Source organism: Bacillus sp. 205(2023) (genome assembly GCF_037027485.1).
Lineage (GTDB): Bacteria > Bacillota > Bacilli > Bacillales > Bacillaceae > Bacillus > Bacillus halotolerans.
In genome coordinates, this window is record NZ_JAXCHF010000008.1 from 97,813 (window position 1) to 117,433 (window position 19,621).

General features: G+C 46.6%; 19 protein-coding genes. 10 read left to right on the top strand and 9 right to left on the bottom strand.

Annotation, left to right across the window (positions count from 1 at the left end):
• Window positions 1-116: 116 nt before the first annotated feature.
• The gene (locus WA325_RS17550) at window positions 117-827 is read right to left on the bottom strand and encodes a YjjG family noncanonical pyrimidine nucleotidase (protein WP_227599278.1); all 711 of its coding nucleotides are present in this window, start codon (window positions 825-827) and stop codon (window positions 117-119) included.
• A 103-nt stretch (window positions 828-930) separates the two neighbouring features.
• A complete protein-coding gene (locus WA325_RS17555) occupies window positions 931-2,316 on the bottom strand; it encodes an amino acid permease (protein WP_105954800.1) in 1,386 nt (461 codons plus the stop codon).
• A gap of 247 nt (window positions 2,317-2,563) precedes the next feature.
• Here WA325_RS17555 and yfmT point away from each other — a divergent pair, with 247 nt between their 5' ends.
• The 7 genes from yfmT (at window position 2,564) to WA325_RS17590 (ending at window position 9,837) form a co-directional block, all read left to right on the top strand.
• On the top strand, window positions 2,564-4,021 hold the full coding sequence (gene yfmT, locus WA325_RS17560) for a benzaldehyde dehydrogenase (protein ID WP_059293860.1): 1,458 nt from the start codon (window positions 2,564-2,566) through the stop codon (window positions 4,019-4,021).
• A gap of 468 nt (window positions 4,022-4,489) precedes the next feature.
• Window positions 4,490-4,894 (top strand): methyl-accepting chemotaxis protein, encoded by a 405-nt coding sequence (locus WA325_RS21500; RefSeq protein ID WP_369888597.1) that lies wholly within the window; start codon window positions 4,490-4,492, stop codon window positions 4,892-4,894.
• 134 nt (window positions 4,895-5,028) lie between these two features.
• On the top strand, window positions 5,029-6,918 hold the full coding sequence (locus WA325_RS17570) for an ABC-F family ATP-binding cassette domain-containing protein (protein WP_202647048.1): 1,890 nt from the start codon (window positions 5,029-5,031) through the stop codon (window positions 6,916-6,918).
• Between the two features lie 123 nt (window positions 6,919-7,041).
• Complete coding sequence (locus tag WA325_RS17575) at window positions 7,042-7,488, top strand: YfmQ family protein (protein ID WP_044163571.1); 447 nt, start codon at window positions 7,042-7,044, stop codon at window positions 7,486-7,488.
• A 124-nt stretch (window positions 7,489-7,612) separates the two neighbouring features.
• Complete coding sequence (locus WA325_RS17580; protein ID WP_024120538.1) at window positions 7,613-8,035, top strand: MerR family transcriptional regulator; 423 nt, start codon at window positions 7,613-7,615, stop codon at window positions 8,033-8,035.
• A gap of 65 nt (window positions 8,036-8,100) precedes the next feature.
• On the top strand, window positions 8,101-9,291 hold the full coding sequence (locus WA325_RS17585) for an MFS transporter (protein WP_105991338.1): 1,191 nt from the start codon (window positions 8,101-8,103) through the stop codon (window positions 9,289-9,291).
• A 309-nt stretch (window positions 9,292-9,600) separates the two neighbouring features.
• Window positions 9,601-9,837, top strand: a complete 237-nt coding sequence (locus WA325_RS17590; RefSeq protein WP_305934916.1) for a hypothetical protein — start codon at window positions 9,601-9,603, stop codon at window positions 9,835-9,837.
• A 37-nt stretch (window positions 9,838-9,874) separates the two neighbouring features.
• Here WA325_RS17590 and WA325_RS17595 read toward each other — a convergent pair whose 3' ends face one another.
• On the bottom strand, window positions 9,875-11,431 hold the full coding sequence (locus WA325_RS17595; protein WP_105991339.1) for an ABC-F family ATP-binding cassette domain-containing protein: 1,557 nt from the start codon (window positions 11,429-11,431) through the stop codon (window positions 9,875-9,877).
• A gap of 179 nt (window positions 11,432-11,610) precedes the next feature.
• Here WA325_RS17595 and WA325_RS17600 point away from each other — a divergent pair, with 179 nt between their 5' ends.
• Window positions 11,611-12,744, top strand: a complete 1,134-nt coding sequence (locus WA325_RS17600; protein ID WP_336184018.1) for a DEAD/DEAH box helicase — start codon at window positions 11,611-11,613, stop codon at window positions 12,742-12,744.
• Between the two features lie 66 nt (window positions 12,745-12,810).
• A complete protein-coding gene (locus tag WA325_RS17605; RefSeq protein WP_105991341.1) occupies window positions 12,811-13,257 on the top strand; it encodes a GNAT family N-acetyltransferase in 447 nt (148 codons plus the stop codon).
• 54 nt (window positions 13,258-13,311) lie between these two features.
• On the opposite strand, the gene WA325_RS17610 is transcribed toward WA325_RS17605, so the two are convergent.
• The 6 genes from WA325_RS17610 to WA325_RS17635 form a co-directional block, all read right to left on the bottom strand.
• Complete coding sequence (locus WA325_RS17610) at window positions 13,312-14,331, bottom strand: NADP-dependent oxidoreductase (RefSeq protein WP_227599271.1); 1,020 nt, start codon at window positions 14,329-14,331, stop codon at window positions 13,312-13,314.
• Window positions 14,332-14,623: 292 nt separating this feature from the next.
• Window positions 14,624-15,421 carry a Fe(3+)-citrate ABC transporter ATP-binding protein YfmF gene (gene yfmF, locus WA325_RS17615; RefSeq protein ID WP_010333352.1) on the bottom strand — a complete coding sequence of 266 codons (798 nt, stop codon included), beginning with the start codon at window positions 15,419-15,421 and terminating at the stop codon, window positions 14,624-14,626.
• A 12-nt stretch (window positions 15,422-15,433) separates the two neighbouring features.
• Window positions 15,434-16,435: a FecCD family ABC transporter permease gene (yfmE, locus tag WA325_RS17620; RefSeq protein ID WP_248338714.1), complete on the bottom strand. Its 1,002-nt coding sequence runs from the start codon at window positions 16,433-16,435 to the stop codon at window positions 15,434-15,436.
• Entirely contained in the window at window positions 16,432-17,433 is a 1,002-nt protein-coding gene (gene fecD / locus WA325_RS17625; protein WP_248338716.1) for a FecCD family ABC transporter permease, read from the bottom strand. Before fecD ends, yfmE begins: the two co-directional genes overlap by 4 nt.
• Window positions 17,434-17,504: 71 nt before the next feature.
• The gene (locus tag WA325_RS17630; RefSeq protein WP_336184019.1) at window positions 17,505-18,455 is read right to left on the bottom strand and encodes an ABC transporter substrate-binding protein; all 951 of its coding nucleotides are present in this window, start codon (window positions 18,453-18,455) and stop codon (window positions 17,505-17,507) included.
• Window positions 18,456-18,571: 116 nt separating this feature from the next.
• Window positions 18,572-18,940, bottom strand: a complete 369-nt coding sequence (locus WA325_RS17635) for a DUF3212 family protein (protein ID WP_024120548.1) — start codon at window positions 18,938-18,940, stop codon at window positions 18,572-18,574.
• Window positions 18,941-19,175: 235 nt separating this feature from the next.
• On the opposite strand from WA325_RS17635, the gene WA325_RS17640 reads away from it, so the two are divergent.
• Window positions 19,176-19,523 (top strand): general stress protein, encoded by a 348-nt coding sequence (locus WA325_RS17640; RefSeq protein WP_024120550.1) that lies wholly within the window; start codon window positions 19,176-19,178, stop codon window positions 19,521-19,523.
• The last annotated feature ends 98 nt before the right edge of the window (window positions 19,524-19,621 follow it).

Below are 19,621 nucleotides of genomic sequence, written 5' to 3' on the forward strand. Positions count from 1 at the left end.
TCTCCTCCTAACATATATCACCAATGCATACCACCATATTATTCATAAGGTGAAGGATTTATCAAGAGGAAAAAAGACTCCTTCTTGAAAGAAGCGGCGCCCGCCGCCAAAAAACATTAACAGTTGATGATTGTATTTTCGATTTTCAGAATATGATATAGCTCTTCAAGCTTACGGATATGATACGTTGGCACAACTTCTGTTTCAGTGAGATTCATGCCAGGGTTAAGCCAGCACGTATCAATTCCGGCGAGCTGTCCGCCTTTGATGTCCGCTGTCAGCGAATCGCCGATGATTAAGGTGTGCTCCGCTGAAAAATGGGGAATCCGTTCAAACACATAGTCGAAGTACTCTTTCATCGGCTTTTGAAAACCTGTGTCTTCAGAAACGAAAATGTCCTTAAAGAACGGAAATAATCCTGAATCTCTGAGACGCTTATATTGAGTACTGGAAACGCCGTTTGTCACGATATACAAATCAAAATGCTGTTCCAGTTTTGCGATGAGATCAAAAGCCCCGTCCATAAGCTGGTGCCCTTCTTCAAGAAAACGGCGATATTTCTGGTCTAGCAGCACTCCGTCTGCTTCATAGCCATATTCCTTGAACAAAGCGGAAAAGCGGGTGGTCATCACTTCATCGCGAGTCATGTTTCCGCCTTCAAAGGCTCTCCAGAGGCCTTGGTTAATTGTTTGATAACGGGATTCCATTTCATCGGTAAGCGGAATGTTCTGGTCTTCAAACAGCAGGCGCAGCGCTAATTTTTCTGCCGCTGTAAAATCCAAAATGGTATTATCTACATCAAATAATAAAGTGCGGTATGGTTTCAAGGCTTGTCTTCCTTTCTGTATGTGTACTCAAAGTATAGCACACGCGAAAACGAAAAAAGCCGGCGGATTGGACGTTTGAAATGTCCGCACCGACGGCTTACAATTATTTGTTTAATAAGCTGTGTTTTTTTGCATAAAGGAAATAAACGATCGTTCCGACGGCGATCCAGATGACAAATGAAAGCCATGTGATGCCTGGAAGGCTGTACATAAACCAAAGGCATATTCCAGCGCTGATGATTGGCACAACCGGAACGAACGGCACCCTGAAGGAAGCTTTGATTTCCGGGTGTTTTTTTCTTAACACAATAACAGCGATCGAAATGACTGTAAATGCCGCAAGCGTTCCCATGTTTACGAGGTGCGCAAGTGTGCCGAGATTAATAAATCCAGCGATCCCCGCCGCGACGATTCCTGTCAGCCATGTGTTGCGGAACGGCGTTTTGAATGACGGATGAATCTTTGCGAACAATCCCGGCAAAAGACCGTCTCTGCTCATGGCAAAGGTTAAACGGACCTGGGCATACAGCAATGCGAGCATCACTGTTGTGATTCCGATGATAGCGCCGACAGAAATAATTCCCGCAACCGCATCCTGGCCGACGAATTTAAGCGCAAAGGACACCGGATCACCGACATTTAATTTGGCATAAGGCATCATACCTGTCAAAACAAGCGATACCGTGATGTATAAAATGGTGCAGACGGCCAGAGCTGAAATGATGCCGATCGGCATATTTTTTTGCGGATGCTTCACTTCTTCTGAAGCGTTGGAAACTGCGTCAAATCCGAGATACGCGAAGAAAACCGTTGCCGCGCTGACAATGACTCCTTTCATTCCAAACGGCATAAAAGGAGTCCAGTTATCCGGTTTGACATAACCGAAGCCGACAATAATGAACAATAAAATAATTCCGATTTTCATCAGCACGATCACGTTGTTGAAGCGTGTACTTTCTTTGACACCTCTGCTGACAATTGCAGTGATGATGAGAATAATGACCGCAGCCGGAAGGTTAAACACGGCGCCCGGCGAGCTTCCCGGAGCTCCTGTCAGCGCAGCCGGAATATGAAAGTTGAAGCCGGCGAGCAGCGATTGAAAGTATGAAGACCAGCCCGTGGCAACCGCCGACAGCGCAATGACATATTCAAGCATGAGATCCCATCCGATTAAAAAGGCGAGCAGCTCTCCAAGCGTGATATAGGAGTATGAGTACACGCTTCCTGAAATCGGAATCGAAGACGAAAACTCAGCATAACAGAAGGCGGCAAGCGCACAGGCGAGACCCGCTAAAATGAACGATAAGATCAGGGCAGGACCGGCACCGGTCGCGGCCACAGTTCCTGTAATAACGAAAATCCCAGTGCCGATGACACACCCGATACCGAGAAGTGTTAAATCAAATGCGCTTAAAGTACGGGCAAGGCTTTTTGACTGGCTCTGCGCATGTAATGTTTCAAGCGGTTTTTTTCTAAATAATGAACTCATAAAAAGTTCCTCCTGGAAAATTCAAAATATTCTAATCATTATATACATTTCTCGTTGTATTATATTGTCGAAATTTGACGGCGTCAATCATATATTTTTCTGCTTTAAACGATAGAAGCTAAAAAGCGTTGCCGTAGCATAATATAGTAATTTTTACAAACAGGATATTGAATTTTGCTGATGGTGAACCGATAGAAATGATAGATTGGCCATATTTTGATTTGCTGTTAAAAAGGAGATGCTGACCATGTTTCAATATGAAGAATTAAACAAACAATTTATTGGCGGAAAATGGCAGGAGGGCAGCAGCCCAAATGTATTGGAAAACAAAAATCCTTATACTCAAAAAACAATCACATCCTTTCAAAAAGCGACTGCTGATGATGTAGATGAAGCGTACCGGGCAGCGGCTTTGGCAAAGAAAAAATGGGATGCGGTCAACCCATTCGAGAAAAGAGCAATCTTAGAAAAAGCCGTAACGTATATCGAAGAGAATGAAGAAGCCATCATTTATTTGATTATGGAAGAGCTGGGCGGAACAAGGCTGAAAGCAGCTTTTGAAATCGGACTCGTGAAAAATATCATGAAAGAAGCGGCGACGTTCCCTGTCCGCATGGAAGGGAAAATTCTTCCTTCTACAATAGACGGCAAGGAAAACAGATTATATCGCGTGCCGGCAGGCGTTGTCGGTGTCATCAGTCCTTTTAACTTCCCATTCTTTTTATCTATGAAATCAGTAGCGCCGGCACTCGGAGCAGGCAATGGCGTCGTTTTGAAGCCGCACGAAGAAACACCGATTTGCGGCGGTACGCTGATTGCGAAGATTTTTGAAAGCGCGGGCGTTCCGGAAGGACTGCTGAATGTTGTTGTCACTGACATTGCAGAAATCGGTGACAGCTTTGTCGAACATCCGGTGCCGCGGATCATCTCATTTACAGGATCTACGAAAGTGGGGAGCTACATCGGCCAGCTCGCGATGAAGCACTTTAAAAAGCCGCTTCTTGAGCTTGGCGGAAACAGCGCCTTTATCGTGCTTGAAGATGCGGATATCGAATATGCAGTCAATGCGGCAGTGTTCAGCAGATTTACCCATCAAGGCCAGATTTGTATGTCAGCCAATCGCGTACTGGTTCACTCATCAATTTATGATCAATTCCTTGAGCTGTATCAGGCAAAAGTGGAATCGCTGAAAGTTGGCGACCCGATGGACCCTGATACGATTATCGGGCCTTTAATCAACAGCAGGCAGACTGACGGGTTAATGAAATCTGTTGAGAAAGCGATTGAAGAAGGGGCTGTTCCAGTGAAGCTTGGCGGATTTAACGGGACGATCGTGGAGCCGACCATCTTAAAAGACGTGAAACCGTTTATGAGCATTGCAAAGGAAGAGCTGTTCGGGCCAGTCGTCTCCTTCATGAAGTTTGATTCAGAAGACGAAGCGGCGGATATCGCGAACGATACCCCATTTGGCTTAAGCGGAGCAGTGCATACCTCAAATCTTGAACGCGGCGTGGCTTTTGCGAAACGCATTGAAACGGGCATGATCCATGTTAATGACACGACGATTAATGATGAACCGAATGTGGCCTTCGGCGGTGAAAAGCAATCTGGCCTCGGCCGATTAAATGGCGAATGGAGTCTTGAAGAATTTACGACGCTGAAATGGATTTCGGTTCAGCATGAAAAACGCAGCTTCCCTTACTAATAAAAGGAGTGATTGGAATTGAGCATAAGAACGGAAAATGAAACAGCAGATCTTCTAGACGCATTTGTGAAAGTAGCCCCTTATTTAAACAGCCTGGTTCAGGATGATATTACAATCGGCATTTATGATACGGAGAAATTGCTGGTCAATATTCCGGCAAAAACCTTTTCCCTTAACGTAAAAGCCGGAGATCCGCTGCAGGAAGGGGATATCATCACAGACGCGATCCGCAGCAATCAGAAAAAAACGAGCATGGTGCCGAAAGAATTGTTCGGCTTTCCATTGATCGCACGCGCCATCCCGCTTCATGACCAGAACGGAAGAGTGATTGGGGGAGTGGGCCTCGGCACGAGCCTTGAGGAGTCCTCTAAGCTTCATGATGTAGCGGAAAGCTTATCGGCAGTTGTTGAACAAACGGCTGCGGCCATTTCCGATATTTCTGAATCAATTAACGGTTTCTCATCGCAAATGTCGGGCATTTCCTCACAAGCGAAAAAGGTAAGCGAAAGCGCGGGAGAAATCGCCGATATTTCAGTAACCGTGAAAGGCATTTCTGACCAGAGCAATCTGCTCGGTTTAAATGCTGCGATTGAAGCCGCACGGGCAGGGGAGTCCGGAAAAGGATTTTCTGTCGTAGCGGATGAAATCAGAAAGCTTGCAACGCATTCGAAAGAAAATGTCGGCCAGATCGATCAGATCACGAAAAAAATCCACAGCCTGTTAAAAGGGCTGGAAGAATCGATTGAATCGATTAATCAGCATACTGACGGACAAGCTGCTGCTGTTGAACAGATTTCCGCCACGATGCAGGAGATCTCAGGCAGTGCGCAGCATCTCGCTAAAATGGCAGAAAAAGCGCTTGAAGAAGAGTAAGAGACTGGGGACAGAGTCCCCGGTCTTTTTTTTTGTCCGGTATTTCCATGAAATTTGTCTGCTCTTTTACTAGTTTTATTCCAGCGGCTGATTTAAAATGTACACATGAACTTACGTGAGGATTGATAGGAACCATGAGCATACTAAAAGCGGAGAACCTTTACAAAACATACGGAGATAAGACGTTATTTGACCATATCTCCTTTCATATTGAAGAGAATGAGAGAATCGGATTAATCGGGCCTAACGGCACCGGAAAATCAACGCTGCTGAAAGTGATTGCCGGCTTGGAATCTGTTGAAGAAGGCGACATCGCCAAATCCGGCAGCGTGCATGTTGAATTTCTTCATCAGGACCCGCAGCTGCCTGCCGGACAAACTGTACTGGAGCATATTTATTCCGGTGAATCGGCTGTCATGAGAACGCTCCGTGAATATGAAAAGGCGCTCTATGAACTGGGAGAAGACCCGGAAGATGAAAAACGCCAGAAACACCTGCTGGCTGCGCAGGCTAAAATGGATGCAAACAATGCGTGGGATGCGAATACCTTGGCGAAAACGGTGTTATCGAAGCTGGGAGTAACTGACGTGACAAAGCCTGTCAACGAGCTCTCAGGCGGACAGAAAAAACGGGTGGCGATTGCGAAAAACTTAATCCAGCCCGCCGACCTCCTGATCTTAGACGAGCCGACGAACCATTTGGATAATGAAACGATTGAATGGCTTGAAGGGTATTTGGCGCAATATCCAGGCGGCGTCATGCTGGTGACGCACGACAGGTACTTCTTAAACCGCGTGACAAACCGCATTTATGAGCTTGAACGGGGCAGTCTCTATACCTACAAAGGCAACTATGAAGTCTTTTTGGAAAAGCGCGCGGAACGGGAAGCGCAGGCCGAGCAAAAAGAAACGAAGCGGCAAAATCTGCTGCGCCGTGAACTGGCCTGGCTCAGACGCGGAGCGAAAGCACGCTCCACAAAACAAAAGGCGAGAATCGGCAGGGTAGAATCGCTTAAGGAGCAGAAAGGCCCTCAGTCAGCCGGCTCGCTCGACTTTGCGATCGGCTCCCATCGTCTTGGAAAGCAAGTAATCGAAGCGGAGAACGTGATGATCGCTTATGGAGGAAACGTGCTTGTCGATCGATTCAATGAACTGGTTATACCAGGTGAACGAATCGGGATCATCGGGCCGAACGGCATTGGAAAAACAACACTGTTAAACAGCCTTGCCGGACGAATCACTCCTGACGGCGGGCATATTACGATCGGCCAAACAGTAAGAATCGGCTACTATACCCAGGATCACAGTGAAATGAACGGTGAGCTGAAGGTAATTGAATACATTAAGGAAACAGCGGAAGTCGTGAAAACAGAGGACGGCGATATCGTCACCGCTGAACAAATGCTTGAGCGCTTCCTCTTCCCGCGCTCCATGCAGCAAACCTATATCCGCAAGCTGTCCGGCGGAGAAAAGCGGCGCTTATATTTGCTTCAGGTTCTGATGCAGGAGCCGAATGTGCTGTTTCTCGATGAGCCGACGAACGACTTGGATACAGAAACGTTAAGCGTGCTTGAGGATTATATTGAACAGTTCCCTGGCGTTGTCATCACCGTATCCCATGATCGCTACTTCCTTGACCGCGTCGTAGACCGTTTGATTGTATTTGAAGGGAATGGCGTGATTTCACGGTTCCAAGGCTCCTACAGCGACTATATGGAGCAGGCCAAAGCGAAAAAAACGGCTGAAAAACCCGCAGCAGAAATCAAACCGGCTGAAGCGGAGCCGAAGAAAAAACGGAAAAAGCTTTCTTACAAAGATCAGCTTGAATGGGACGGCATTGAAGATAAAATTGCCGAGCTTGAAGAAAAGCATGAACAGCTCGAAGCGGATATCGCCGCGGCGGGCAGTGATTTCGGGAAAATTCAAGAGCTGATGGCTGAGCAGGCAAAAACAGCGGAAGAGCTTGAGACAGCGATGGATCGCTGGACGGAATTGTCCCTCATGATAGAAGAGCTGGAAAGCTAAAAAAGTGCGGCCGCAGCAGGCCGCACTTTTTTTCACATAATGTACAAAAACGAAACGGCCAGCTTATGATAGGATGGAATTGTGTGTCAGCGGCACACGGAAAACTAACGGAGATGATGAAGTATGACATGGGCTATCGTGATGTTAATCCTCATGAGTCTGGTGAAAATCGTATTAACCTGCCTGCCGACAGGCGTCATAGAATGGCTGCTCAGTAAATTCGAGGTGCACGCCAAGCTGAACGACGAAGATGCTGTTCTCTCTCTAGATGGAAAACGGCTCGAGGGTGAAGAGAAAAGGCACATGATCGATCAATTTAACGAAGCTGTCTTCCTGGAGAAATATTATATTTACCCAGGCGACGAAGAGCGTTATTTATACCCTGAAAACGGCGGAACACCGCTCGTGATAGATACGAAAAAAGGCAAAAAAGATGTAAAGCTGTTTGTGTACAGCTACGATGACCATATCGATGTCGTGAAACAGTACAAGAAGAAGGTTATCGCATATCGACTGCTTTCTGAAAGCATGCAAAAGCAGTCTTTGTCAGTGACAGGGAGCCTAGCTTAAAATAGGATAATGAAAGACGGGTGCTTTATGTACTCGTCTTTTTTATTACCTTTCAAAACTTAACGTTTACGTTAAGGTCCGAAAGGTGTATAATGATAACAGAACAGGCGAAGGGGGATTTACCATGGAATGGATGAAGATTGATCAAGTTGCCAAAAGAAGCGGGCTGACAAAGCGGACCATTCGGTTTTATGAAGAAATCGGCTTGATTCCAGCGCCGAAACGGACGGAAGGCGGCGTTAGACTTTATTCAGAGGATGATATGGAAGAGCTTGAGAAAGTGATCAGCACAAAGGAAGTGCTTGGCTTTTCCCTTCAGGAGCTTCAGCATTTCATGGAAACCAGCCGCCAGCTTGAGTTAAACAAAGAGGGGTATTTGTTGTCACTGGATCCAAAGGAACGGAAAGAGAAGCTGGAGGAAATTCAGGAAACGCTGAATCACCAGCTGGATTTGATTGATGAAAAAATCCGCACATTCCAAAGCTTTAAGGAACGTCTGCACGGGATGAAAGACAAAGCGGAGCATGCCATTCAATCAATCGAATAAAACGTTTGGTAAACGCTATTTTTGTAGCGTTTCTTTTAATGGAATAAAGATGGAGGTCAGATCAAATGGACAATACAAAACAAGTGAATCAGAAGACAGGTTTGCTGAATCAGCCGAAAGCTGTATGGGCTGTCGCGTTTGCCTGTGTGATTTCCTTTATGGGAATCGGGCTGGTCGATCCTATTCTTCCGGCGATTGCCGCACAATTACATGCTTCACCTAGTGAAGTATCACTCTTATTTACAAGTTATTTGCTCGTTACTGGATTTATGATGTTTTTCTCAGGAGCCATTTCCAGCAGGATCGGCGCAAAATGGACGTTAATTCTCGGACTTATTTTTATTATTATCTTTGCAGCGCTTGGCGGAAGTTCAAGCTCAATTGCTCAGCTTGTCGGCTATCGCGGCGGCTGGGGACTAGGTAATGCTTTATTTATTTCAACAGCGCTTGCGGTCATTGTCGGCGTGTCTGTCGGCGGCAGCGCTCAAGCGATTATTTTGTATGAGGCGGCGCTCGGACTCGGGATTTCCGTCGGACCGCTTGCAGGCGGAGAGCTTGGAAGCATTTCATGGCGCGCGCCGTTCTTCGGGGTATCTGTCCTGATGTTTATTGCGTTAATCGCCATTTCTTTGATGCTGCCGAAATTGCCTAAACCGGCGAAGCGCGTTGGGGTATTTGACGCCATGAAGGCACTCAAATATAAAGGCCTGCTGACAATGGCGGTATCGGCTTTCTTATACAACTTTGGATTTTTTATTTTGCTCGCTTATTCTCCGTTCGTTCTGGATTTAGATGAACACGGCCTTGGGTATGTTTTCTTTGGCTGGGGACTTCTGCTGGCGATTACGTCAGTCTTTACGGCGCCGCTCGTGCACAAAGCGCTGGGTACAGTGCGTTCCTTGGTTGTTCTCTTTATCGCCTTTGCGGTCATTCTGATCATCATGGGCATCTGGACAGAGCATCAGGCGTTGATTATTACATGTATCGTTGTTGCCGGTGCTGTCCTTGGTATGGTCAACACGATCATGACAACAGCTGTCATGGGCTCTGCGCCGGTTGAACGTTCAATCGCGTCTTCAGCCTACAGCTCAGTCCGCTTCATCGGCGGAGCGATCGCTCCGTGGATTGCGGGAATGCTGTCAGAACACTTCACAGCAAGCGCGCCGTATACGGTTGGCGGAATTGTTGTTCTTGTCGGTATGCTTGTGCTTCTGCTAGGTCGTAAACATCTTGCCGGAATTAAGGCAGGACATTAATAAGGAAAGACACTGCTAAGGTGCAGTGTCTTTTTTTATTTGCTTAATCTTTCCCTCATAATGGTATGATTGCATTTCCTGTCAGATAGCATTTATCATTTTTTTAACCCCTTCTATTATGAAGTGAAATGGCATGCAAGGATATGTTTTTAGTCTCGATTGAACCGGCTCACCATTTGCAATCGGTTATAATCTAATCATAATGGAATCGACGCGGCGGGCATTTATCTTGAGGAAGCCGAGAATGTGTCTGTGCATTTACGGTTGCCTTATCAAATAATAGTTCATGCTGAAGAGGGATCATTTTCCATGCATAAGGCAAAGCCTGACGCATATGACCTGAAGTGTTTACACATGCTTTATCAATACATACACAGCGTTATGAAAAACAGCTTTTCGGTTGAATGGTTCACTGCATGGGCTGATGAGGAAGACCTTGAACTGTCTGCCAAAAGAGAGCTGATACTTGATGAATTCATATCTCCATTGCAGCTCATTTTAAAAGACAGAGAGCTTTTGAGAATCGTTCAGAAAAAATGGCAGTAAAAAACCCGCCCTTCACCAGGCGGGTTTTTTCGTAACATTAAAGCACTTTTGTCGTCCAAGACTCGCAGTTCCATGTTTCTGTCGCGATGTCCATATAGAAATCAGGCTCGTGAGAAATAAGAAGAATGGAGCCTTTGTATTCTTTGAGGGCGCGCTTGAGCTCTTCCTTGGCGTCGACATCCAAGTGGTTTGTCGGCTCATCGAGCACCAGCAGGTTGGTTTCCGAATTGATCAGCTTGCATAATCTGACCTTCGCTTTTTCGCCTCCGCTTAATACGGAGACGCGGCTTTCGATATGTTTTGTCGTCAGTCCGCATTTTGCCAGAGCGGCGCGGATTTCATACTGTGTATACGAAGGGAATTCGCTCCAAACTTCTTCAATACACGTATTGTTGTTTGTTTCCTTGATCTCTTGCTCGAAATAGCCGGTAAAGAGGTGCTCGCCTCGTTCAACAGAGCCTTCGAGCGGCTGGATTTCGCCAAGCAGGCTTTTCAGCAATGTCGTTTTCCCGATCCCGTTTGCGCCGTAAAGGGCGATTTTTTGGCCGCGCTCCATGCGGAGGTTCAGCGGACGTGAGAGCGGGGAATCGTAACCGATCACGAGATCCTTCGTTTCGAAAACCAGCTTTCCTGATGTTCTGGCCGGCTTGAAGTGGAATTCAGGTTTCGGTTTTTCAGCCGCCAGCTCGATCATATCCATCTTGTCGAGTTTCTTTTGGCGGGACATCGCCATGTTTCGCGTGCTGACCCGGGCTTTGTTGCGGGCAACGAAATCCTTCAGCTCCGCGACTTCCTGCTGCTGTTTTTTGTAGGCCGCTTCTAGCTGCTGTTTCTTCACCTCGTAGACTTCCATAAACTGATGGTAGTCGCCGACATAGCGTGTCAGCTCCTGATTTTCCACATGATAAATCAGGTTGATGACGCTGTTTAAGAACGGAATGTCATGGGAAATCAAGATGAACGCATTCTCGTACTCCTGCAGGTAGCGTTTCAGCCATTCGATATGCTGCTCATCAAGGTAGTTGGTCGGCTCATCGAGAAGCAGGATTTCCGGTTTTTCCAGAAGCAGCTTGGCGAGAAGCACTTTTGTGCGCTGACCCCCGCTCAGATCAGTAACGTCACGGTCAAGTCCGATATCACTCAAGCCAAGTCCGCGTGCAATTTCTTCCACTTTAGAATCAATCACATAAAAATCATTGTTCGTCAGCGCGTCTTGAATAACACCGACGTCTTCAAGAAGCTTTTCAAGCTCGTCAGGATCCGCTTCGCCCATTTTGTTATAAATCTCATTCATTTCTTCTTCCATTGCAAATAAATAATGGAAAGCGTCTTTCAGCACATCACGGATGGATTTTCCTTTTTCAAGCACAGTATGCTGATCCAGATAGCCGACACGGACGTTTTTTGACCATTCGACTTTTCCTTCATCAGGCTCAAGCTTTCCGGTAATAATATTCATGAAGGTTGATTTTCCTTCACCGTTCGCGCCGATCAGACCGACGTGCTCGCCTTTTAAAAGACGGAAAGATACATTATTAAAAATGGCCCGGTCACCGAAGCCGTGGCTTAAGTCCTTTACAGATAAAATACTCATGTTTACACCTCTATCGTTTATCGAACACGCCAACACGCTGTATGGCGTGTATTTCTCACCTTTTGATTATAAAGGAGGAAGACGATTGTTGAAAGGCATAGGAAAGAAAAAGAAAAATTGCGTTCCGCGCGCTGTTTTGAGATACTATGGAATAGATTTCAGGAATCGAGGAGAACAAAATGACGCAAACTTGGCCATTTTTACATAATGCACAATCATTTATCAAAGAAAATTGGAACGCTTCAGGCTTTGAAAAGCCGACTCCTGTACAGGAGCAGGCGGCCCAACTCATCATGGAAGGTAAGGATGTCATCGCAGAATCGCCGACAGGAACAGGTAAGACGCTTGCCTACGCACTGCCGATATTGGAGCGCATCAAACCTGATCAGAAGCATCCGCAGGCGGTGATTTTAGCACCTTCACGTGAGCTGGTGATGCAGATTTTTCAGGTGATTCAGGACTGGAAAACGGGATCAGAATTACGCGCAGTTTCCTTAATCGGCGGAGCGAATGTGAAAAAGCAGGTCGAAAAGCTGAAAAAGAATCATCCGCATATTATCGTCGGGACGCCGGGCAGGGTGTTTGAGCTGATTCAAGCGAAAAAACTCAAGATGCATGAAGTGAAAACGATCGTACTTGATGAAACCGATCAGCTTGTCTTGCCGGAGCATCGTGAAACGATCAAGCAAATCATTAAAACGACATTAAGAGACCGCCAGCTTCTTTGTTTTTCAGCCACGCTGAAGAAAGAAACAGAAGACGTGCTCCGCGACATGACGAAAGAGCCCGAGGTGTTGAAGGTAGAACGCAGCAAAGCGGAAGCGGGAAAAGTGAAGCATCAATACATCATCTGTGACCAGCGCGACAAAGTGAAGCTGCTGCAAAAGCTTTCAAGACTTCATGGCATGCAGGCGCTTGTGTTTGTGAGAGATATCGGTAACCTTAGTGTGTACGCGGAAAAGCTGGCGTACCATCATGTCGACCTTGGCATTCTTCACAGTGAGGCCAAGAAGATGGAGCGGGCGAAGATCATTAAAGCGTTTGAGCAGGGCGAGTTCCCGCTGCTTTTGGCAACTGACATTGCCGCGCGCGGTTTGGATATTGAAAACCTGCCGTATGTGATCCACGCCGATATTCCTGATGAAGACAGCTATGTTCACAGATCTGGACGAACAGGACGGGCTGGAAAAGAAGGGAACGTGCTGAGTCTTGTCACGCGTATGGAAGAATCAAAGCTGAAGAAAATGGCGAAGAAACTTGGCGTGGAGCTGAGTGAAGCTGTTTATTCAGGCGGTAACCTGAATACGAAATAAAAGGAAGGGCGGAATCGCCCTTCCTTTTTGCTGTAAAATAAAAGAAAATAGGAGCGGGGTGAGGAGATGGCTTCGATAGACAGTTTTCGTTTTTTGAAGGAGTCTGAGCTGAACATTATTGAAAAGTGGTTTGAGAATGAGAATGTCAGGCAGAGAATGGATGGAATGCTGCCATTACATCAGTGGTACGCCCGAGTGATTAATGATGAAAGCAATGCTGTCATGATGGCATATGACCAACAGCTGCCGGCAGGGGTGGTCATCATTGAGTTCGTGGAGGATAAGGCGTATATGGGATTGATCGTAAATCCTCAGCATCATCTTCAAGGTTATGGGAAAACGATATTACGTAAATTAATTGCTGATCCCAATTTTGCGAGGGTAAGTGAATGGGCTGCCTGCATTGAAGAAGACAATCAAATCAGTTTATCCTGTTTTAAAGCAGCCGGGTTTACGTCGGTAGAAACAGAACCGGATGAAGATGGATTTTTCACTTTGACTCTTCGTCATTGACTTATTCTCAAAAATAAAAGGAGGGCGGAAAGCCCTCCTTTTTTAGGTATAATCTCAGCTTTGATCACTGACTTTGATCAGCTGTTTTCCTTTATTTTCTCCTTTAAATAAGCCAAGAAATGCGTCCGGAATGTTTTCGAAGCCATCAGTGATCGTTTCCTCATAATGAAGCTTTCCGTCTCTCAGCCATTCCGCCAGCTGTTTTGCGCCTTCAGGAAAACGGTCGGCGTAGTCGCTTACGATAAACCCTTGCATCAGCGCCTTCGTTTTGATCAGCTTGGATTGGACGCGAGGGCCCATGTCATCCGCTTCGTTTTCCGCGTTGTAGGAAGAAATGGCGCCGCACACCGGAATGCGGGCAAACTCATTGAGGAGGTTCATGACCGCATCTGAAATCGGCCCGCCGACATTGTCAAAATACACATCGACACCGTTCGGACAAGCGTCAGCAAGCGCTTGTTGAATATCATCTGCAGTTTTGTAATTAATCGCTTCGTCAAATTGCAGTTCATTCTTTAGGTATTCAATTTTGTCATCAGAGCCTGCGATACCGACGACGCGTGCTCCCTTGATTTTGGCGATCTGTCCGACAGCGGAACCGACAGCCCCTGCTGCTCCGGAGACAACCACGGTTTCGCCTTCTTTCGGGCGGCCGATGTCCAGCAGGCCGAAATATGCCGTCAAACCGGTCATTCCTAAAATGCCGAGATACGCTGAAGCAGGGGCGAGACCTGTATCAATTTTTCGCACGGCGGACTCGCTGACAGCGGAATATTCCTGCCAGTTCAGGTTTCCGATGACGATTTCTCCTTTTTTCAGCTTATCTCCGTCTGACACGACTTCAGCAATGACACCGCCTGACAGCGCTTCGTCTAAGGCAAATGGCTCTACGTATGACTTCGTGTCTTGCATTCGTCCGCGCATGTAAGGATCGACTGACACATAGAGTGTTTTGACAAGCACCTCACCTTGCTTCGGCTCAGGAACGGGGATCGTTTCAAAGCGGAAATCTTCGTGAACGGGCACCCCTTGCGGACGTCTTGCTAATTGAATCTGCTGTTGAGCTGTTGTCATATTCATCCTCCTATCATTTGATTGACACCAATGTAACACGGACAAGTGATGAAATACAAAAAGTAAGCCGCATAAATAAAGGAGAGGCAGATTCCTCTCCTTTTCAGCGTGTCGACAAACCCTCGCAAATCAGAACTGTGCGTCGGTGCTCACGAATTTACCCTCCGATGCTCGTCCTTTCTAGATTTCAAGGGTTTTCTATCACGCTGAAAGGATGACAAAAAGCTCAAAACGATAACCGTTTTGAGCTTTTGTCAACAGTCTGAAAGGAGAGGTATCCTCTCCTTTTTCATCACGTCCGTAATTTTGGGCATAGTCCCATCGGCAGGCACATCGGCTTCTGGTCGATCGGGCTTCTCATGATGCAGCATTCCAAGCCGAAGACTTCCCGGAAAAACGGCTGGGTGAAGACGTCTTCCGGCGTTCCGGCATTGTAGATTTTTCCGTCCAATACGCTGATCAGATAGTCAGCATATTGAGCGGCTTGGTTTAAGTCGTGAAGCACCATGACAACTGTTCGTCCATGATCCCGGTTCAGCTTTTTCAGGAGCTCCAGCACCTCAATTTGGTGAGAAATGTCCAAGTAAGTGGTCGGTTCATCGAGCAAAAGCAAATCAGTGCCTTGTGCAAGCGCCATGGAAATCCAGGCTCTTTGTCTTTGACCGCCTGAAAGGGCATCAAGTGTCCGATCCTTCAGCTCATTCATCCCGGTTGCGTCAAGCGCCCACTCTACCATATCGTGATCCTCTTGCGTATGCTTGGATAACAGTTTTTTATGAGGATGTCTGCCAAAATAGCATAGTTCCTGTACCGTCAATCCTTCAGGCGCTTGAGGAGACTGAGGAAGAATCGCCAGCTTTTTAGCCACTTCTTTGGACGGCTGGCGATGAATATCTTTTCCTTCTAATAGGACCGTGCCGCTTTTTGGGGCCATCAGCCTGGCAAGCGATTTGAGGATTGTTGATTTTCCGCAGCCGTTGGCGCCGATGAGCACAGTGATTTTTCCTTCTTCAATCTTTAAATCGACTCCGTCAATAATCACTGTGCTGTCATATGAAAGAGTGAGCTGGTCTGCAGCCAGTTTTCCCATGGTATCCTCTCCCTACTGTTTCCTCGCTTCGAATTTCAATAAATATAAAAAATAAGGCGCGCCGATCACAGCTGTCAATATTCCGGCGGGTATCTCAACCGGAGGCATGATGCCGCGTCCTAATGTATCTGCGATTAGTAATATAATAGCACCGATTAATGCTGATGCAGGCAGTAAATATTTAGCTTTTTCTCCGGCAAGCCTTCTGGCGATATGCGGCGCAAGCAGCCCGATAAAACCGATTGATCCGACGACAGCTACACAGCTCCCCGCCAGTGCAACTGCGGTGAAAATCAGGATGAATCTCAGCCTGTTTGCGTTTTCGCCGAGACCCTGCGCTAACTCATCTCCGAGTGACATCAGATCCAGCTTCGGAATGAGGATGCAGACAATCGGCAAAAGGACAAGAAGCCATGGTGCAAGGAGCTTGACTTCTTCCCAGTTTCTCCCCCAGAGGCTGCCTGTCAGCCAAATGAGCGCTGCATTGACGTCCCCCGGAAATTTGACCATCATATATTGCATGCCGGCGTGGCAGACCGCGCCTAAGGCAATGCCTGATAAAGCCAATGAAGAGGGCTGAATGTTTTTTTTGCGGGCTATCATTAATAATACTACAGCAATAATGGCTGCTCCGGCAAATGCGGAGAACGGCAGCACGTAGACCGGAGACTCAGGAAAAATGAGAATAACGGCCATGGCGGCCAGTCCGGACCCTTTTGAAATTCCGACAACGTCCGGAGACGCAAGGGGATTTCGGATGACACCCTGCAAAATGGCTCCGGCAGCGGCAAGCCCGGCGCCTGCCAGAATCGCCAGTATAATGCGGGGGAGCCGGTACTGCTGAATAATAAACTCGAAGGAATGATCCGCTCCTAACAGGTTCGTAACCACCGCATCAGGTGAAATATACAATGCCCCGAAGCCGATGCTGATCACGGACAGCACTAGCAAGATGACAGCCAATATGAGGATGGCCAGCAAGGGGCGTTTTTGTTTTCTGGTTGATTTCTTCATTTCAGATTTCGCCCTTTCCTTGCTAAATATAAGAAAAATGGTGTTCCGATAATGGCGGTGACAATGCCGACCGGAGATTCATAAGGGAATGCAATCCATCTGGCCAGGACATCTGCGTACACCAATAAAATGGCGCCGAACAGTGCCGAAAACGGCAGCACATACTTGTAATTTTCTCCGATCAGCTTGCGGACGATATGCGGGACGAGCAGCCCGACAAAGCCGATTGGGCCGGCAACCGCCACAGAAGCGCCGGAAAGAATTAAAATGATAAAGCTGATCAGAATCCGCATGCCGTTCATGTTTTGCCCGAGTCCTTTTGCGGTTTCATCACCGAGACCGAGAACAGAAACGGGGCCTGAAAACATAAGGGCAAGTCCAATGCCGATGACAGAAAACGGGGCAATGGTCATGACGTCCTGCCAATTGCTGCCGTCAATCGCACCCGTCATCCAATACAGCACATCCTCTCCCGACTCATTTAAAATAATAATCGCCTGTGTCATGGAGGACAGGAACAAATGCACCGCCATTCCTGACAGCGCCAGTTTGACAGGTGTCATTCCGCCGGAAGAGGCAATCATATACACAATTGCGCCGCCTGCCGCCGCACCTGCAAAAGCGAACACAACCGAAGAGTAGGACGACGCCGGCAGAATGACGAGAGAAGCAACGACAAACAGCGATGCACCCGCATTCACACCGAAAATTTGAGGTGAAGCCAGAGGGTTTCTTGTCATGGCCTGCATCAGCGCCCCTGCTACAGCCAGGCTGGCGCCGACGAAAACGCCGATTAATGTGCGGGGGAGGCGAAGAGTAGAGATGATAAGCTGTTCTTTTGATCCGTCCCATACAAAAAGATATGTCAAAGCATCAATGATGCCGATGTCTGAGGCGCCTACTGAGAGATTCAGCCCAAGCCCGAAAATAAGGATGATCAGTGCAATGATAAAAACCATCGATCTTGATGATGAGCGCCGTTTGGCTGAGTAATACAACAGTCTCACTTCCTTGCTGCGTCTGTTTGCAAAAACGAAGAAGCAAGGATTCTCCTCGCTTCTCTTTTGTCCTACTTATTATACACTTTTTTGAGCACGTCTTTGGCGCTTGTTTCACTGGACTTGATTCCTCTGAATCTTGTCCAAATGTCGCGGTCTGCATCGTAAATTTGTCCGTTTTTCACCGCTTTTAGATTTTTCCAGAGCGGATTCTTTTTCCACTCATCTACGATTGTTTTACCCTCGTTGGCTGAAATAAACAAAATATCAGGATCGATTTTGCTTAACTGCTCGAGGCTGACCTCTTGATACGCGTTATCTGACTTCACGGCGTGCGTAAAGCCGAGCATGCTGAAGATTTCTCCGTCATAAGAAGATGACGTATGAAGCTGGAAGGAATCGGCTCTTGCCACGCCGAGAACGATGCTGCGGTCTTCATCTTTCGGAAGCTCCGCTTTCAGATCGTCAATGACCTTTGTATGGTCTGCGAGTTTTTCTTTTCCTTCTTTTTCTTTATTTAATGCTTTAGAAATGGTTTTGAAGCTGTCCATTGTTTCATCATAAGTCGCTTCCCGGCTTTTCAATTCAATGGTCGGTGCGATTTGTTTCAGCTGTTTGTAAATGTTTTTATGGCGTTCAGCGTCAGCGATGATTAAATCAGGCTTCAAGGAGCTGATGACCTCAAGATTCGGTTCGCTTCGCGTGCCTACGGATGTATAATCAATCGGGCTGCCGACCAGCTTTTGAATCATGTCTTTTTTGTTGTCATCGGCTATGCCTATCGGCGTGATGCCGAGATTGTAAACAGCATCCAGGAATGATAGCTCAAGCACAACGACTTTTTTAGGCGTGCCGGTCACTGTTGTTTTTCCGTCTTCGTGCTGAATGACTCTTGAATCCTTAGATTTGCTTCCGGCTTTGCTGCCGCTGTTATCCTGACTTGATGAACAGCCGGATATAATGAAACAAGCGATTAATAAAACACTGATGATGGCAATAAACTTGTTAGGATAGGTGCGCATTGTTTTCTTCCTTTTTTCTGAATTTAATAATGAGAATCATTATCACAAATAAACACTATAATAGCATGGCTTCCTATGTCAATATTTTTTAAATAAAGAAATAGAAGTCCGCTGCTTTATGTTTTTTTGATGTATGGGTCATATGGCACAAATAAATCGTACACAGCATCGCCGTGTCTGTGGGATAAAAACGAACTGGCGTTGGCTTTAGAGGCTTCAAGCATATCTCTGCTGACATGGGGAAGAAGAACGCTGAGATAGCCGGACAATTTTCTTTCGATTTCTTCAGAGAGCGCAAATTCAATGTCTCCGATATTCATGACAATAGAGAAAACAAAGTCAATATCGATGTGAAATGTTTCTTCGGCAAAGATGGCAAGCTGGTGAATGCCGGCTGAATAGCCGACACGCTGATGGAAGACCTGTTTTACTAAATCACTCACAACCCACGCATTGTATTGCTGTTCTGGTGAAAAGTATTGCATTGGACATACCTCCTGCTTGTACGGATAAAAATGGCGATTCATGTTCGGACGCTCCGTGCAGCGGTTTTGATTTTGACTATTCTGAAAATACTCTCGTTCTATCACTTTACCATGGTTAGAAATGAAATATCTACTACCATTCTTCCTGTTTTTGTGCCCAATGCTCTGGATGCTGTTTCATAGAAAACGGATCGGGTATGAATATAACATAGACATGATGAAGGAGGAATTGGATATGAAACCAGTTGTAAGAGAGTATACAAACGACGAACAGCTCATGAAGGATGTAGAAGAATTACAGCAAATGGGTGTCGCAAAAGAGGATGTATACGTCTTAGCTCACGACGATGACAGAACGGAACGGCTGGCAGACAACACGAATGCCAACACGATCGGAGCCAAAGAAACAGGTTTCAAACATGCGGTAGGGAACATATTTAATAAAAAAGGAGACGAGCTACGCAATAAAATCCACGAAATCGGTTTTTCAGAAGACGAAGCGGCTCAGTTTGAAAAACGGCTCGATGAAGGGAAAGTGCTTCTCTTTGTGACAGACAACGAAAAAGTAAAATCTTGGGCATAATGCAGGAATGTAACCCCAAAAGGCGATTATCGTCCTTTTGGGGTTTTTTATATTTGCGGTTTTTGCGGTGTTTTTTTGCAGGATGCCGCAATAAAAAG

Excerpts from the sequence above, each read along its gene's own strand:
- WA325_RS17600 (WP_336184018.1), top strand. The coding sequence starts at position 11,611 with ATGACGCAAACTTGGCCATTTTTACATAATGCACAATCATTTATCAAA.
- WA325_RS17595 (WP_105991339.1), bottom strand. The coding sequence starts at position 11,431 with ATGAGTATTTTATCTGTAAAGGACTTAAGCCACGGCTTCGGTGACCGG.
- yfmT (WP_059293860.1), top strand. The coding sequence starts at position 2,564 with ATGTTTCAATATGAAGAATTAAACAAACAATTTATTGGCGGAAAATGG.
- WA325_RS17585 (WP_105991338.1), top strand. The coding sequence starts at position 8,101 with ATGGACAATACAAAACAAGTGAATCAGAAGACAGGTTTGCTGAATCAG.
- yfmF (WP_010333352.1), bottom strand. The coding sequence starts at position 15,421 with ATGGGAAAACTGGCTGCAGACCAGCTCACTCTTTCATATGACAGCACA.
- WA325_RS17575 (WP_044163571.1), top strand. The coding sequence starts at position 7,042 with ATGACATGGGCTATCGTGATGTTAATCCTCATGAGTCTGGTGAAAATC.
- WA325_RS21500 (WP_369888597.1), top strand. The coding sequence starts at position 4,490 with ATGTCGGGCATTTCCTCACAAGCGAAAAAGGTAAGCGAAAGCGCGGGA.
- WA325_RS17570 (WP_202647048.1), top strand. The coding sequence starts at position 5,029 with ATGAGCATACTAAAAGCGGAGAACCTTTACAAAACATACGGAGATAAG.
- WA325_RS17635 (WP_024120548.1), bottom strand. The coding sequence starts at position 18,940 with ATGCAATACTTTTCACCAGAACAGCAATACAATGCGTGGGTTGTGAGT.
- WA325_RS17610 (WP_227599271.1), bottom strand. The coding sequence starts at position 14,331 with ATGACAACAGCTCAACAGCAGATTCAATTAGCAAGACGTCCGCAAGGG.
- WA325_RS17590 (WP_305934916.1), top strand. The coding sequence starts at position 9,601 with ATGCATAAGGCAAAGCCTGACGCATATGACCTGAAGTGTTTACACATG.
- WA325_RS17580 (WP_024120538.1), top strand. The coding sequence starts at position 7,613 with ATGGAATGGATGAAGATTGATCAAGTTGCCAAAAGAAGCGGGCTGACA.
- yfmE (WP_248338714.1), bottom strand. The coding sequence starts at position 16,435 with ATGAAGAAATCAACCAGAAAACAAAAACGCCCCTTGCTGGCCATCCTC.
- WA325_RS17630 (WP_336184019.1), bottom strand. The coding sequence starts at position 18,455 with ATGCGCACCTATCCTAACAAGTTTATTGCCATCATCAGTGTTTTATTA.
- WA325_RS17605 (WP_105991341.1), top strand. The coding sequence starts at position 12,811 with ATGGCTTCGATAGACAGTTTTCGTTTTTTGAAGGAGTCTGAGCTGAAC.
- WA325_RS17555 (WP_105954800.1), bottom strand. The coding sequence starts at position 2,316 with ATGAGTTCATTATTTAGAAAAAAACCGCTTGAAACATTACATGCGCAG.
- WA325_RS17640 (WP_024120550.1), top strand. The coding sequence starts at position 19,176 with ATGAAACCAGTTGTAAGAGAGTATACAAACGACGAACAGCTCATGAAG.